The organism is Micromonospora sp. CPCC 206060, from assembly GCF_036906895.1.
In the GTDB taxonomy this organism is placed as follows: Bacteria; Actinomycetota; Actinomycetes; order Mycobacteriales; family Micromonosporaceae; genus Micromonospora.
In genome coordinates this window covers 42,906-56,250 of sequence record NZ_JBAKHU010000016.1, presented here as the reverse complement: position 1 = coordinate 56,250, position 13,345 = coordinate 42,906, and the positions used below count along the sequence as shown (strand labels likewise).

Here is a 13,345-nt window from a genome sequence, read left to right as displayed (position 1 = left end):
CGTTCAGGACGTCACGATTCGGCCAACAAGACGGTTATCGAGGAGTCACTATGCGACTGACCAAGTACACCCACTCCTGCGTCCGGATCGAGCACGACGGGGGTGTGCTGGTGATCGACCCGGGCATGTTCGCGGAACCGGCCGCCCTGGACGGGGCCGACGCCGTACTGATCACGCACGAGCATCCGGACCATCTGGATGTCGACGCTCTCACCACCCAGCTCGACCGACGCCCGCTGACCGTCTTTGGACACTCGACCCTGGCCGACAAACTGGCCGGTGCGGCAGCGGCGTTCACCGCCGTCGAGCCGGGGGAGTCGTTCACCGCAGCCGGCGTGCCGGTACGCGCCTACGGCGGTGCGCACGCGGTCATCCACCCGGACATCCCCCGGATCGCCAACTTGGCGTACCTGGTGGACGACCGGGTCTACCACCCGGGGGACTCGCTGGTGGTGCCGGAGGACACCGAGGTGGAGACGCTCTTCGTGCCGATCCACGCGCCCTGGTTGAAGCTCTCCGAAGCCGTGGACTTCGTCCGGGCGGTGGCCCCCCGCCGGGCCTTCGCCCTGCACGACGGGCTGTTGAACGACGCCGGACTCCAGTTCACCAACGCCAACCTGACCCGGCTCACCGACTGCGGATACACCCGGCTGGACCCGGGGACCCGGCTGGACTGACCGGCGTACCCACATGCCCGCCCTCTCCCGTGAGCTGGTCCAGCGGCTCTACGCCGCGCCGCCCGACGGTTTCGTGGCGGCCCGCGATGCGGCGGTCGCGGCGGCGCGCGCCGCCGGTGATGCGGCCGGCGCCCGCGAGATCGCCAAACTGCGCAAACCGACGGTGGCGGCCTGGCTGGTGAACCTGCTCGCCATCCGACGTCCGGAACTGATTACTGACCTCGTCGAACTCTCGACCGCGCTGCGGGCCGCCCAGCGCGAGCTGCGCGGTGACACCCTCCGGGAACTCTCCGGGCAGCGGCGGGCGCTGGTCGGTGCCCTGGTGGCCGAGGCGCGTTCCCTGGCCGGCCGGGCCGAACCGGCGCCGCCGGCCGGGAAACTGCCGCTCGGGGAGGTCGAGGCGACGTTGAACGCTGCACTCTCCGATGTGGAGGTCGCCGAGCAGGTCCGTTCCGGCCGGCTGATCCGCGCGGTGAGCTACGCCGGCTTCGGCGAGGTGCCCCGTCCCCGGTTACGTCTGGTCACCGGAGGAGGTGCGGAACCGGCACCGGAGCCGACCGGTGGGCCCACAGTGGACCATGCGGCGGAGCCGGACCGGGCGAAGCCGGCCCGGAAGGCCGACACGGACCGGGCCAAGGCGGACACGGACCGGGCAAAGGCGGACACGAAGCGGGCCAAGGCGGAGCGGAAGACGGAGGCGGAGCAGGCGAAGGCGGAGCGGAAGGCCGAGGCCGAGCGGGCGAAACGCCGCCGGGCCCTGCACCGCGAGCTGGAACAGGCCCGGTCCGACCAGGAGCGGGCCGAAGTCGACCTCGACCGGGCGCGCGCGGCGGAGCAGGACGCCGTCGAGGAGTTGGCCGGCCTGATCGCGGAACTGGCGGCGCTGGAACGTCGGCGGGCGGCCGCCGAACAGGAGGCGGGGCAGCGCAAACTCGGGCGCAAGGGTGCCGAACGAGCCCTGACCCTGGCCCGTCGACGGGCCGGCGAGGTCGAGGCGGCGGTGGAGAACCTTGACCGGGAGGGGGCTGCCAGAGGCGACGGCAGCGGTGCAGACTCAGGCGGGTGAGCGTGGCGGGGCCACCGTGGTGGCCGGGACGGAGGCGGGTCCGGTGACTCCCGAGCAGACCGCGGCAGCCAGCAAGCCGGCCGTCATCGAGGTCGGCGGGGCCTTCCACCAGTGTCCGGGCACGCTGCACCGGGCCCGGCTGCTCGGGATCTCCAGTTGGGCCTTCTACGTCGCCGGGCGCGGGGGCGCCCTCGGGGATGTCCGTGCCGAGACCGTGGCGGCGGCGCTGGGGTTCATCGCGCCGGACGCCGTCGCCGACGGGTGGGACGCCGCCCTCCGGGTGGCCACCCCGGTCGAGGTGGCCACCGCCAGCTACGCCGAGTGCTGTCGCTGGGGGATCGAGCACCTCACCGCCGTACCCGGACTGGACCGGCTGGTCGAGCTGACCGGCCGGGCGGTGGCGGCGGCGGATCCGGCCGGCCTGCCGCTCTTCGCCGCCTGGCGGACGATGCCGGTGCCGGACGAGGCCCCCGGGGCGCGGGCGGCAGCCCACCTGCACCTGCTCCGCGAACTCTTCATCGGTGCCCACCTGGTCGCGGCCCGGGCCGGCGGGATGACTCCGCTGGCTGCGGTGGTGGCCGGTCCTGAAGGGCCGGCCGGGGCGGTGGCCTGCGGCTGGCCCCCGCCGTACCCGGCGGTGGCACCGCTGGTCCGCCGACGGATCTGGGCCGAGTCGGTGACCGACCGGCTCGCTTCGGCGGCCTTCGCGGTACTCGATCCGGCCGAACGGGTCGAACTGGTGGATCTGCTCGTCGCGGCCCGTACCCGGCTCCGGCCGGACCCGACAGCCGGGCAGGCTCTGCCGTCCGGCGACGGATGAGCCGCCCGCCGGGGCGCGGCGGAAAAATCAGCGGCGCGGCGGGTCGTCATCGGGTTAGCTGCCAGCCGTGACGCTTCCCGCTGGCTGGACCGCCCGACGCCCCACCCTGGACGACGCTCCGGCGATCCTCGCCGTGGTGCACGCCGCCGACACCTTCGCCGTCGGCTACCCGGACTTCAGTCTGGACGACGTACGGGAGTCGCTGACCGCGCCGTACACCGATCCGTCCCGGGACTGCTGGCTGGCGCTCGACCCGGACGGCTCGGTGGTTGCCTGGGCGACGGTGGACAACCCGACCGGCACCGGGCGGGAGTTCGTCGAAATCTACGTCGACCCGGAGCGGGGTGTTGCGGCACAGGGGCCGCTGCTGGACCGTCAGCTCGCCCGGGTCGCCGAGCGCGTCGCCGAGCGCGGGCTGCCGGAGCTGACCGTTCGCTGCGTGGTGTGCCCGCCGGAGACGCACTGGCTGGGCCTGCTTCGGGACGCCGGGTTCCGGTTCGTCAAGCGGTACGTGCGGATGACCCGGTCGCTGGCCGGGGTGGCCCCGGAGCCACCGGTCCCGCCGCCCGGGGTGACCATCCGGCCGGTACGCCCCGACGACGACGCCGACCTGCGTGACTTTCACCGCATCTACGACACCGCGTTCCGGGACACTCCGGACTACGAGCCGGTCGGCTTCGACCGCTGGTACGCCGAGGTCGCCGGGCGGGGCGGGGCCGACTGGGACGAGTGGTTCGTCGCCGAGTGCGACGGCGTACCGGCCGGAGTGCTGCGCTCCTCCGACCAGGCGCTGGAGCAGGACATGGGCTTCGTGAAACACCTGGCGGTGCTGCCCGGCCACCGGCGCCGGGGGATCGGGGCTGCGCTGCTGCGCCACGCGTTCGCCCGGTACGCCACGAAGGGGCGCGGGTACGCAGGTCTCGGCGTGGACCTGAGCAATCCCACCGACCCGGTCCACCTCTACCGCTCGGTCGGGCTGACCGAGGCGCGCTCGATCGAGATGTACGAACGCCAGGTGGCCGCCGCCCGCTGATCCCGGCGCAGCCGCCTCGCCACGCGGGCCGCCTCGCCACGCGGGCCGCCTCGCCACGCGGGCCGCCTCGCCACGCGGGCCGCCTCGCCACGCGGGCCGCCTCGCCACGCGGGCCGCCTCGCCACGCGGGCCGCCTCGCCACGCGGGGCCCTGGGGGATGTGCAGCAGCTCACATGCACATCCCCCACTTTCGCCTGAATACTTGAAGAAGTTTTCAATTATTCAAGGCTTCAGGTGGGAGGGGCTCACCGGCGCCGTCGAGATGGGGGACCTGTGCCCGTTCCGCTCTACCAGGCCAAGGCCGAGTTCTTCCGGATGCTCGGCCATCCGGTCCGGATCCGGGTGCTCGAACTGCTCGGCGAGGGGCCCAAACCGGTCCGCGATCTGCTCGCCGACATCGGCATCGAGGCGTCCAGCCTCTCCCAGCAGTTGGCCGTGCTGCGCCGGGCCGGCATCGTGGTCTCCACCCGTGAGGGCACCACGGTCACCTACGCCCTGGCCGGCCCGGACGTCGCCGACCTGATGCGGGCCGCCCGGCGGATCCTCACCGAGATGCTGGCCGGGCAGACGGTGCTCCTCGACGCCCTGCTCGACGTACCCGATCCGCAGCGGCCCCCGGCGGACGGCGCGTGAGCATCGTCGCGGACCTTGCCCGGCGCACCGGCCGGTTGCTCCCCGGCCGGGCCGACCTGGCCGCACTGCGCCGGCAACCCGGTCGCGACCTGCTCGCCGGGCTGACCGTCGCGGTCGTCGCCCTGCCCCTGGCCCTCGGGTTCGGGGTGGCCTCCGGTCTCGGCGCGGCGGCCGGCCTCGCCACGGCGATCGTCGCCGGGGCGGTCGCGGCGGCCTTCGGCGGGTCGAACCTCCAGGTCTCCGGCCCGACCGGCGCGATGACCGTGGTCCTGGTGCCGATCGTGCACCGGCACGGTCCGGGCGGGGTGCTCACCGTCGGACTGCTCGCCGGGGTCATCCTCATCGTCCTGGCGGCGCTGCGGGCCGGCCGGTACATGCGGTACGTGCCGGCCCCGGTCATCGAGGGTTTCACCCTGGGCATCGCGGCGGTGATCTTCCTCCAGCAGGTGCCCGCCGCGCTCGGCGTACCGGCCGGCAGCGGGGAGAAGGTCCTCGGCCTGGCCTGGCAGGGCGTGCGGGACTTCGCCGGACGGCCGGACTGGACCGCCGTCGCGCTCGCGGTCGGCGTCGCGGTGCTGATGCTGGTCGGCGCCCGGTGGCGTCCCACCATCCCGTTCTCCCTGGTCGCGGTCGCCCTCGCGACGATCGTCGTGGCCGTCGCCGAACTGGACGTGACCCGGATCGGCGCGCTGCCGGCGACCCTGCCCCGGCCCTCCCTGGGTTTCCTGGACCCCGCCGCCGTACCCACGCTTGTCGGGGCGGCGGTCGCCGTTGCCGCACTCGCCGCCCTGGAGAGCCTGCTCTCGGCGGCGGTCGCGGACGGGATGACCGTCGGCCAGCGGCACGACCCGGACCGGGAACTCTTCGGTCAGGGGCTGGCCAACCTGGCCGCGCCCCTCTTCGGCGGGGTACCCGCCACCGCGGCGATCGCCCGCACCGCGGTCAACGTGCGGTCCGGGGCGGCGTCCCGGCTGGCCGCGTTCACCCACGCAATCGCCCTGGCCCTGCTGATGCTGGTGGCCGCGCCCCTGGTCGGCCAGATTCCGCTGGCCGCCCTGGCCGGGGTGCTGCTGGCCACCGCGGTCCGCATGGTCGAACTCTCCGCCCTGCTGGCGCTGGCCCGGGCCTCCCGCTCGGACACGCTGGTGATGGCGTTGACGGCCGCCGCCACCCTGCTGCTCGACCTGGTGACCGCAGTGATCATCGGCCTGGTGGTGGCGGGCGCCCTGGCGCTGCGGAAGATCGCGATGGCGGCCCGGTTGGAGGAGTTGCCACTGGACGACTCCGACCACCACGCCGAGGAGTACGCGCTGCTCAGCCAGCACATCGTCGCGTACCGGATCGACGGGCCGCTCTTCTTCGCCGCCGCGCACCGGTTCCTGCTGGAACTCACCGAGGTGGCCGAGGTTCGGGTGATCATCCTGCGGTTGTCCCGGCTGAGCACTGTCGACGCCACCGGGGCCATCGTCCTGCGGGACGCGGTCGACCGGCTGGCCCACCGGGGGATCACCGTCTACGCCTCCGGCGTGCGGGCCGAACACGCCCGGGCCCTCGACGCGGGTGGGCTGCTGACCCGGCTCCGGGCCGAAGGGCGGTTGTTCGACACGACCCCGGAGGCGATCGCCGCCGCCCGGACCCACCTGCACCGCAGCGGGGTGCTCCCGGCCGGTCACGGGGTGGAGCCCGGTCACGGGGTGGAGCCGACGGTCGTACCCGGTGTGGGCTAGGTGCCCGCACCGGTGTGGGATGGGCGACCGGGGGCCGGGGTGCCGGCAACCGGCAGATCCCGACGGAGCAGACTGGTGGAGTGGAGGACGCGCTACACCGACGTGGCGGCGCCGGGCCAGACCCTGACCCGACGCGCTCCGTCAGCGGTACCGGCGGGGTCGCCGGCCCGCATGACGGTGCCGTTCCGGTCGCCGGCTCAGGCGGTTGCGGTCCCGGTGGGGCGGGCGCGCAGCGCCGCTACGTAGTCGTCGGGGGCGCCGGCCTTCTCCGCCGCGTTGGCGATCTCCGACAGGTACCACGCGGTGGGCAGGCCACCCTCGTACCCGTCGAAGACGTACACCCAGGCGGTGACATCGCCGTCGAGAGTGGAGACACGGACGGTCAGCTTGCGGTACGTGCCGGCGGTCACGCCCTCGATCTCGTCGAGCTGGGCGGCGTCCCAGGGGTGGATGTCGTAGAGCGCCACGAAGACCCGGTCGCCGGGGGACTCGACAATCGTGCTGACGGACCCCTCCCAGCCGATCACGTCCTCACCGGCAAAGGTGAGCCGCCAGCCTTCCAGCCAGCCGGTACCCACCATCGGCGAATGCGGGCAGTAGGCACGCATGCGCGCAGGGTCAAGGTTAGAGCCGTAGGCGGCGTAATGACGCACGGCGATGACGATAGCTCGGAGAACGGGTGGGGGAGAATACGACAGTGCGTGTCGGACGCATCGGGGAGAAGAAAGTCACTGTGAGCATCGAGGAAGGGCGTACGCGGTGAGACGGATCGTGATCATCGGAGGCGGGCCGGCCGGCTACGAGGCGGCGCTGGTCGCCGCGCAGTTGGACGCCGATGTCACCGTCGTCGAGGCCGACGGAGCCGGCGGTGCCTGCGTGCTCTCCGACTGCGTACCCTCCAAGACCTTCATCGCCAGCTCCGAGGTGCTGACCGGCTACCGGGACACGGAGGAGTTCGGCATCGACTCCGACGGGCTGGAGGCGGTCACCGTGGACGCCCGGGCGGTGCACGACCGGGTGAAGCGGCTCGCCCTGGCCCAGTCCGCCGACATCCACGCCAAGCTGGTCAAGGCGGGGGTGAACTTCGTGACCGGCCACGCCCGGCTCGGCGTGGACACCCTGGGCCACACCCACCAGGTGATCGTCAACCCCGCCGACGGTGGGGCCGAGTACGCCGTCGACGCGGGTACGGTCCTGATCGCCACCGGGGCCACCCCCCGGGTGCTGCCCACCGCCGTACCGGACGGCGAGCGCATCCTCACCTGGCGCCAGGTCTACGACCTGCCGGAGCTGCCCGAACACCTGATCGTCATCGGTTCCGGCGTGACCGGTGCGGAGTTCGCCAGCGCGTACCTCGCCATGGGGATCGAGGTCACTCTGGTCTCCAGCCGGGACCGGGTGATGCCGCACGAGGACGCCGACGCCGCCATGGCCATCGAGCGGGTCTTCCGTTCCCGGGGCATGACCATCCTGAACAACTCCCGGGCCGAGGCGGTCCGGCGTACCGCCGACGGGGTCGAGGTCGAGCTTTCCGACGGCCGGATCGTCACCGGTTCGCACGCGCTGATGGCGGTCGGTTCGGTGCCGAACACCGCCGGGCTCGGCCTGGAGGAGTACGGCGTCGCGGTCGCCAAGGGCGGCTACGTGACCGTCGACCGGGTCTCCCGGACCAACGTGCCGGGCATCTACGCCGCCGGGGACTGCACCGGGGTACTGCCGCTGGCCAGCGTCGCCGCCATGCAGGGGCGGATCGCCATGTGGCACGCGCTGGGCGACGCGGTCCAGCCGCTGCGGCTGCGTACCGTCGCGGCGAACGTCTTCACCGACCCGGAGCTGGCCACGGTCGGCGTCTCGCAGGACGAGGTGGACTCGGGGCGTACCCCGGCCCGGCAGATCATGCTGCCGCTGGCCGGTAACGCCCGAGCCAAGATGGCCGGTCTCTCCGACGGCTTCGTCAAGCTCTTCTGCCGACCGGCGAGCGGTCAGGTGATCGGTGGCGTGGTGGTCTCCCCGAAGGCCAGCGAGCTGATCCTGCCGATCACCATGGCGGTGGAGAACCACATGACGGTCGACCAGCTCGCCCTTACCATTACCATCTACCCGTCGCTCTCCGGCTCGATCACCGAGGCGGCCCGCCAGCTCATGCTGCACGAACTGGAGTAACCGTCGGGTGTGCAGCGTCGTCGCGGCACTGCACACCGATCCCGTTCAGCGGCGGCGGTGCAGCACGACCGCCGCCGCTGCGACGGCTATCGACATTCCGATCACCGGGTTGGCCGGCCAGGTCATCCGGTGGAAGACCAGGCAGGCGACCGCCGAGCCGAGGACCGTACCGGCGGTGGCCAGCGCGGCGGTCCGGTGCAGCCAGCCGGTGGCGGCCAGGGCGGTCCCCCACGGCAGGGCGTAGACCAGCGCGAACGCGCCGAGCGAGGTCAGGTCCATGGTCTCCGCGCGGCCGACGCCCAGGGCGGTCGGCACGGTCACCGCGACGAACGCCCCGAGCCCGAGCGCGAGCAGCCGGTCCCCTGCACCAGCGGTGCCGCCGGGTTGGTTTTTCGGATCGCCCTGACCGCCCTGACCGCTCTGACCGCCGAAGGCGCCGAACCGCCACATGCCGGCCAGGCAGAGCAGCAGGAGCACGACGGCGGTGCCGATGATGAGTTTGGCGTACCCGACCACCTCGGCCAGGTTCGCGTGGCCGTAGCCGTTCGCTCCGGAGAACGGCCGCCAGTGCTTGACCGCGTACGCCCCGGTGGCGGCCAGTTGCAGCGCGGCGACCGCGCCGACGACGGTCGCGGCTGCCGCGTGCGCCCGGGACCGGACGGCGGCGACGGCGATGCCGGCCCCGGTCAGGGCGGCGAGCAGGAGCCAGCGGGACGGGTCGTAGAAGGTGCCGGAGTGGCCGGGTGCACCGGTCTGGCCGAGCACCAGGAACGCCGACCCGATCAGGTAGCAACCGGCCAGGACCAGGGCGGCCAGTCCGAGGGTGGCCGTTCGGCCCGGCCGGGCGCGGGGCGCATCGGTAGCCGTCACCGCGCCAGTCTGTCCGTTGCCGCGTCCTCCCGGCAATCCCGCCATCTTTACAGTCATTGACAGATGTCGTTGCGTCCGGTTATCAATGAGCTCCAGAGAGCGCTCTCATGGATTCGTTCCGTCAACCGCCCGGCCCATGCCGGGCAAGGAGGAACCATGCGGCTCATCCCCCGGCGCGGCAGCGCCGGCCCTACCGGACATCCGTACCTGCGCCGCCTCGGCGCACTGACCGTCGCCCTGCTCACCCTCTCCGCCGTCGGCGCGGGCTACGTCGACGGCGATGCGCCGGCCGTCGCCGGCGACTCGTCCACCGTCGCCGGCAACCACGCCGATCATGGGTACGTGCTGAGTTCGGAGCAGGAGGCCGCCGCCCTGGAACTCCAGCTCGCCCCGGTACGCGGCTCCGAGTTCCGGGCCGACTGCGCCAGCAAGGGGCGTTCACTCGACGACCCGATCGTCCGGTATGGCCAGCCCGGCGCGTCGCACATGCACGAGTTCTTCGGCAACCGGACGACCGACGCGTACTCCACCCTCCAGTCGCTGAGCCTGGGTACCACCAACTGCAACCCGCTGACCGACCTCTCCGCGTACTGGGTGCCGACGCTCTACAAGTACGGTGTGCCGGTGGCGCCGGAGCACGTCACGGTCTACTACCAGGGCATCACCGACCGGCTCAACGTGAAGCCGTACCCGCGGGGTCTGAAGATGGTGGTGGGCAACGCACTGGCCACCAGTCCGGACCAGAACCCGGCGGCCCGCTGGTCGTGCCGGGGGTACCCGGAGTCCAGCCGGGACTTCCTGAACTGTCCGGCCGGGTCGAAACTGGAGACGTACCTCGACTTCCCGACCTGCTGGGACGGGATCAACCTGGACAGCCCCGACCACAAGAGCCACATGGCGTTCGGGCTCGGCGGGGTGGGCGGCTACTGCCCGGCCAGCCACCCGGTCCCGGTGCCCCGACTGGAGTTCCTGATCACCTACCCGGTCAACGGCGGTGGGCTCAGCCTCGGTGGCACCCGTAACGGGACCAACGTCACCAACGCCCCCGGCTACACCTTCCACGGCGACTTCTTCAACGCCTGGGACGCCGCCGAACTCCAGCGGCGGGTGACCAACTGCATCGTCGCCGGGTACATCTGCGGCAACGACGGCAACCCGATCCAGCAGTAGTCCCGTACATCTCTCAGGCTGGTCGCCGGTTGCGCGGCGACCAGCCGACGAACCGGTTGAACAGAGCCCTGGGGGCGGGCGCGTCGTGCGGGTTGAGCCGGTACAGGTCGGTGATGGCTAGGTGCAGCAGGCCGCAGAGATAGACCGAGAGGCCCACCGGGTAGGGCGAGGGCGGCCCCGGGCGGACCGTGCGCACGTGCCTCGGGTATGACACGCGGCGATCCCGCAGTCACAGTCTGGTGAAGTCGTGGCCTGTTCTGAAAGGATCGGCGACGGCACCAGCCTGGTTGTCACCGCCCGCCGCCGGCCGGTAAGGAGAGGTACGTGGCAGATTCCGGCACGCTCGATCTCTTCGCCGACGAGTTGCGGCGGGCCCGCGCCGACGCCGGGTTCACCCAGGAGACCCTGGCCCAGCGGGTCAGCTACTCGCCCTCGCTGATCGCCAAGATCGAGCTGGCTCAGCGCCGGCCAACCCGGGAGTTCGCCCAGCACTGCGACGACGTGTTGGCGACCGGTGGGCGGTTGGCCCGGATCCAGAAGGTGGTCGGCCGGGTCCAGGTGCTGCCCTGGTTCCGCCAGTGGGTGGAGATCGAGCAGTCCGCGACAGCGCTGTACTCCTTCGAGCTGTCAGTCTTCCCCGGACTGTTGCAGACCGAGGCGTACGCCCGGGCCCTGCTCCAGGCCGGCGCGCTGCGCCGTACCGGTGAGGTGGAGCAGCAGGTCGCGGCCCGGCTGGAGCGGCAGGCGATCCTGCACCGGGACGACCCGCCGCACCTGGCGGCCGTGGTCGACGAGCGGGTGCTGCACCAGCCGGTTGGCGGTCCGGAGGTCATGCGGGAGCAACTCGACCACCTGGTGCGGATCTGCGCGGAGCGGCCCCGGGTGCGGATCCAGGTGGTGCCGACCGCCGTCGGCGTGCACGTCGGCCTGAGCGGGCCCTTCATCGTCGCCACCCTGCCGGAGGAAAACGACGCCGCCTTTCTGGACGATCTGCTCTACGGCCAGCTCCTCGACCGGCCCCGGGAGATCGCCGTGCTCCGGCAGGCGTGGGAGTCGATCCGGAGCGAGGCGCTGTCCCACCAGCAGTCCATCGAGTTGATCAGGGAAGGGGTGCGGCGATGGAGTTGACCGGCGCGGTCTGGCGTAAGAGCAGCCGCAGCAACACCCAGGGCGGCAACTGTGTCGAGGTGGCCGGGAACCTGCCGGGTGTGATCGGGGTACGCGACAGCAAGGACCCGACCGGCCCGGTACTCACCTTCGACGCCGCCGCCTGGCGGGCCTTCCTGGCTCGCCTTGCCGGGCAGCGGTGACCGGCGACCATCTGCCCGGTGGGGTCCGGCGTCGGGCGGTGCTCGGGACGACGGCCGGTCTGACCACCCTCGCCGGGATCGGCCCGCTGGCCGGATGCGGCGCGGACGGTCGACCGGTACGCGCCGACGCCCCGGCACTGCCGCCACCCCAGCCGGGCATTGTCACCATTCCACCGGCCGCGTTGCTGCTGGCCGCGTACGACCTGACCGTGACCGACCGGTCCACCCTTGCCGGCTTGTTGCGTCGGCTGACTGCCCGGGTCACCGCCACCCGGCAGAGCGGCAGCCCGACGGGGCTCACCGTCACCCTTGCGGTGGGCGCGTCCCTCTTCGACGGGCGGTTCGGGCTGGCAGACCGGCGCCCCGAAGCTCTGACCACCATGCCAGCGTTTCCCAACGACGTGCTCGACCCCGGGCGGTGCCACGGTGATCTGCTCGTGCAGGTCTGCGCCGCGCAGGCCGACCTGACCCGGGCGGTCGAGGAGGACCTGCGCCGGTCGGCCGGCGACGGGCTACGGGTCCGCTGGCGGATCGGTGGGTTCCGACCGGAGAACGGCACGAACATCGACGGGAATCCGAGCACCCGGAACCTCTTCGGGTTCCGCGAGGGCGCCGGAAACCCGGACGCTGGCGACGACGCACTGATGCGACGACTTGTCTGGGTCGATCGGGGCGACGGTGGGCCCGAGTGGACCCAGGGCGGGACGTACCAGGTCGTCCGGCTGATCCGGATGGCGACCGCACTGTGGAATGCCGACCCGCCCGCCCAGCAGGAAGCGATCTTCGGTCGGCACCGGGACAGCGGGGCGCCGCTGGGGCACGGGCGGGAAGGCCAATCCTTCGGCTACACGGACGACCCCGAGGGGCGGATGATCCGGCTGGACGCGCACATCCGGCGGGCCGACCCGCGTACCCGCAGACCGCCGACAGTCGCATCCTGCGGCGCAGTTACTCGTACCGGCAGCCGGCCGACGCCTCCGGTCACCCCGACGAGGGGCTGATCTTCGTCTGCTTCCAGCGCAACCCGGAGCGGGGCTTCGTGACGGTGCAGCGGCGACTGGCCGGCGAGGCGCTGGAGCGCTACGTGCTGCCGTACGGCGGCGGGTACTTCTTCGCACCGGCGGACGGGGCGCTCCCCGACGGCCTGCTCGGCTAGGTTTACCGCTCAGCTCAGCGGGTCGGGCCGGTGCGGGACACTCGGTGCTGCCTGTCCAGCTTCCGCAGTGCCGAGAGCAGCGCCCGATGGTCGCGCATGGCGATGCTGCTCGCGACCTGGATGGCCAGGAGCCGGTTCAGGATGTCCGGGTCGCTGCGCCGGTCGTCTTCTACAGTGGACTCATGGCGCTGCTGGCTGGCGTCGATGGCGGCGTCGACATGCTGCCGGATCAGCGAGATGGTGTGGCTCACCGCCTGATGCGCTGCCAGTAACTGATCATCCCGGCTGGCGGCGAAATCCGTCGGGGCGGAACCGGTCTCAGCAGGGCCCGTCCGGTCCACGAGCGGTGGGTTCCCCGGCGGCTTCCGCCCCGGACTGCGGGCGTCGCGTGCCTGCTCCCAGCGGCTCCGCAGCTCGGCCGTTCTCCGCCGCCCTGCCGGCAGAGCGCCTCGACCACCTCCCACGGCGGCAGCGCCCGGCCGGCGAGATACCGGGACAGTGCAGAGTCGCTCGCGTAGGTGTGCCGCTCCAACTCCCGTAGCGTCATGCCGGAACGCTCACGGAGCAGCCGTAGCTCCGTTGCGAGTGCATTCAGATCCCGGTCCGACGGTCCGGTCCGACGGCGTCCCCGCCGTGGCTCACCAGACGGATTCCCATCGACGGTCATGCTCGTCGCCTCCCCGTGATGACTGCCCGACATCGTAGGCGCGAATGTTGCTC

17 protein-coding genes are annotated in these 13,345 nt (G+C 72.3%); 12 read left to right on the top strand and 5 right to left on the bottom strand.

The window, feature by feature from the left end; all coding sequences use genetic code 11:
• The first annotated feature begins 50 nt into the window (after positions 1–50).
• The 6 genes from V6U90_RS13535 to V6U90_RS13510 all read left to right on the top strand — a co-directional run bounded on the left by V6U90_RS13535 (position 51) and on the right by V6U90_RS13510 (position 5,956).
• On the top strand, positions 51–677 hold the full coding sequence (locus tag V6U90_RS13535) for an MBL fold metallo-hydrolase (protein WP_334435250.1): 627 nt from the start codon (positions 51–53) through the stop codon (positions 675–677).
• A gap of 13 nt (positions 678–690) precedes the next feature.
• Positions 691–1,743 (top strand): hypothetical protein, encoded by a 1,053-nt coding sequence (locus tag V6U90_RS13530; RefSeq protein ID WP_334435249.1) that lies wholly within the window; start codon positions 691–693, stop codon positions 1,741–1,743.
• A 43-nt stretch (positions 1,744–1,786) separates the two neighbouring features.
• Positions 1,787–2,563 carry an SCO6745 family protein gene (locus V6U90_RS13525; protein WP_334435364.1) on the top strand — a complete coding sequence of 259 codons (777 nt, stop codon included), beginning with the start codon at positions 1,787–1,789 and terminating at the stop codon, positions 2,561–2,563.
• Between the two features lie 67 nt (positions 2,564–2,630).
• Positions 2,631–3,596, top strand: coding sequence for a GNAT family N-acetyltransferase (locus V6U90_RS13520; protein ID WP_334435247.1), 966 nt, complete (start codon positions 2,631–2,633; stop codon positions 3,594–3,596).
• Between the two features lie 273 nt (positions 3,597–3,869).
• Positions 3,870–4,229, top strand: coding sequence for an ArsR/SmtB family transcription factor (locus V6U90_RS13515; protein WP_334435245.1), 360 nt, complete (start codon positions 3,870–3,872; stop codon positions 4,227–4,229).
• Positions 4,226–5,956 carry a SulP family inorganic anion transporter gene (locus V6U90_RS13510; protein ID WP_334435242.1) on the top strand — a complete coding sequence of 577 codons (1,731 nt, stop codon included), beginning with the start codon at positions 4,226–4,228 and terminating at the stop codon, positions 5,954–5,956. The genes V6U90_RS13515 and V6U90_RS13510 overlap by 4 nt, the downstream gene beginning before the upstream one ends.
• 197 nt (positions 5,957–6,153) lie before the next feature.
• Here the strand turns inward: V6U90_RS13510 and V6U90_RS13505 are convergent, their stop codons facing one another.
• Positions 6,154–6,609 (bottom strand): gamma-glutamylcyclotransferase, encoded by a 456-nt coding sequence (locus V6U90_RS13505; protein ID WP_334435239.1) that lies wholly within the window; start codon positions 6,607–6,609, stop codon positions 6,154–6,156.
• Positions 6,610–6,715: 106 nt separating this feature from the next.
• On the opposite strand from V6U90_RS13505, the gene V6U90_RS13500 reads away from it, so the two are divergent.
• Positions 6,716–8,119 (top strand): NAD(P)H-quinone dehydrogenase, encoded by a 1,404-nt coding sequence (locus tag V6U90_RS13500; RefSeq protein WP_334435236.1) that lies wholly within the window; start codon positions 6,716–6,718, stop codon positions 8,117–8,119.
• A gap of 45 nt (positions 8,120–8,164) precedes the next feature.
• Here V6U90_RS13500 and V6U90_RS13495 read toward each other — a convergent pair whose 3' ends face one another.
• Entirely contained in the window at positions 8,165–8,989 is an 825-nt protein-coding gene (locus V6U90_RS13495) for a hypothetical protein (protein ID WP_334435233.1), read from the bottom strand.
• A 156-nt stretch (positions 8,990–9,145) separates the two neighbouring features.
• Between V6U90_RS13495 and V6U90_RS13490 the strand changes: the two genes are divergently transcribed.
• A complete protein-coding gene (locus V6U90_RS13490; protein WP_334435230.1) occupies positions 9,146–10,159 on the top strand; it encodes a DUF1996 domain-containing protein in 1,014 nt (337 codons plus the stop codon).
• Positions 10,160–10,172: 13 nt separating this feature from the next.
• Here the strand turns inward: V6U90_RS13490 and V6U90_RS13485 are convergent, their stop codons facing one another.
• The gene (locus V6U90_RS13485; RefSeq protein ID WP_334435228.1) at positions 10,173–10,373 is read right to left on the bottom strand and encodes a hypothetical protein; all 201 of its coding nucleotides are present in this window, start codon (positions 10,371–10,373) and stop codon (positions 10,173–10,175) included.
• A gap of 110 nt (positions 10,374–10,483) precedes the next feature.
• Between V6U90_RS13485 and V6U90_RS13480 the strand changes: the two genes are divergently transcribed.
• From V6U90_RS13480 to V6U90_RS13465, 4 genes are read left to right on the top strand one after another with little or no spacing between them, the layout of a single operon-like run.
• Positions 10,484–11,287, top strand: coding sequence for a helix-turn-helix domain-containing protein (locus V6U90_RS13480; RefSeq protein WP_334435225.1), 804 nt, complete (start codon positions 10,484–10,486; stop codon positions 11,285–11,287).
• Positions 11,278–11,469, top strand: a complete 192-nt coding sequence (locus V6U90_RS13475) for a DUF397 domain-containing protein (protein WP_334435223.1) — start codon at positions 11,278–11,280, stop codon at positions 11,467–11,469. Before V6U90_RS13480 ends, V6U90_RS13475 begins: the two co-directional genes overlap by 10 nt.
• Complete coding sequence (locus tag V6U90_RS13470) at positions 11,466–12,470, top strand: Dyp-type peroxidase (RefSeq protein WP_334435220.1); 1,005 nt, start codon at positions 11,466–11,468, stop codon at positions 12,468–12,470. The genes V6U90_RS13475 and V6U90_RS13470 overlap by 4 nt, the downstream gene beginning before the upstream one ends.
• Entirely contained in the window at positions 12,404–12,625 is a 222-nt protein-coding gene (locus V6U90_RS13465) for a hypothetical protein (RefSeq protein WP_334435361.1), read from the top strand. The genes V6U90_RS13470 and V6U90_RS13465 overlap by 67 nt, the downstream gene beginning before the upstream one ends.
• A gap of 14 nt (positions 12,626–12,639) precedes the next feature.
• On the opposite strand, the gene V6U90_RS13460 is transcribed toward V6U90_RS13465, so the two are convergent.
• Complete coding sequence (locus V6U90_RS13460) at positions 12,640–12,966, bottom strand: hypothetical protein (protein ID WP_334435218.1); 327 nt, start codon at positions 12,964–12,966, stop codon at positions 12,640–12,642.
• A complete protein-coding gene (locus tag V6U90_RS33925; RefSeq protein ID WP_442933583.1) occupies positions 12,873–13,292 on the bottom strand; it encodes a helix-turn-helix domain-containing protein in 420 nt (139 codons plus the stop codon). Before V6U90_RS33925 ends, V6U90_RS13460 begins: the two co-directional genes overlap by 94 nt.
• Positions 13,293–13,345: the final 53 nt, after the last annotated feature.

Coding starts and splice junctions, on each gene's coding strand:
- V6U90_RS13535 (WP_334435250.1), top strand. CDS start 51: ATGCGACTGACCAAGTACACCCACTCCTGCGTCCGGATCGAGCACGAC.
- V6U90_RS13530 (WP_334435249.1), top strand. CDS start 691: ATGCCCGCCCTCTCCCGTGAGCTGGTCCAGCGGCTCTACGCCGCGCCG.
- V6U90_RS13490 (WP_334435230.1), top strand. CDS start 9,146: ATGCGGCTCATCCCCCGGCGCGGCAGCGCCGGCCCTACCGGACATCCG.
- V6U90_RS13475 (WP_334435223.1), top strand. CDS start 11,278: ATGGAGTTGACCGGCGCGGTCTGGCGTAAGAGCAGCCGCAGCAACACC.
- V6U90_RS33925 (WP_442933583.1), bottom strand. CDS start 13,292: ATGACCGTCGATGGGAATCCGTCTGGTGAGCCACGGCGGGGACGCCGT.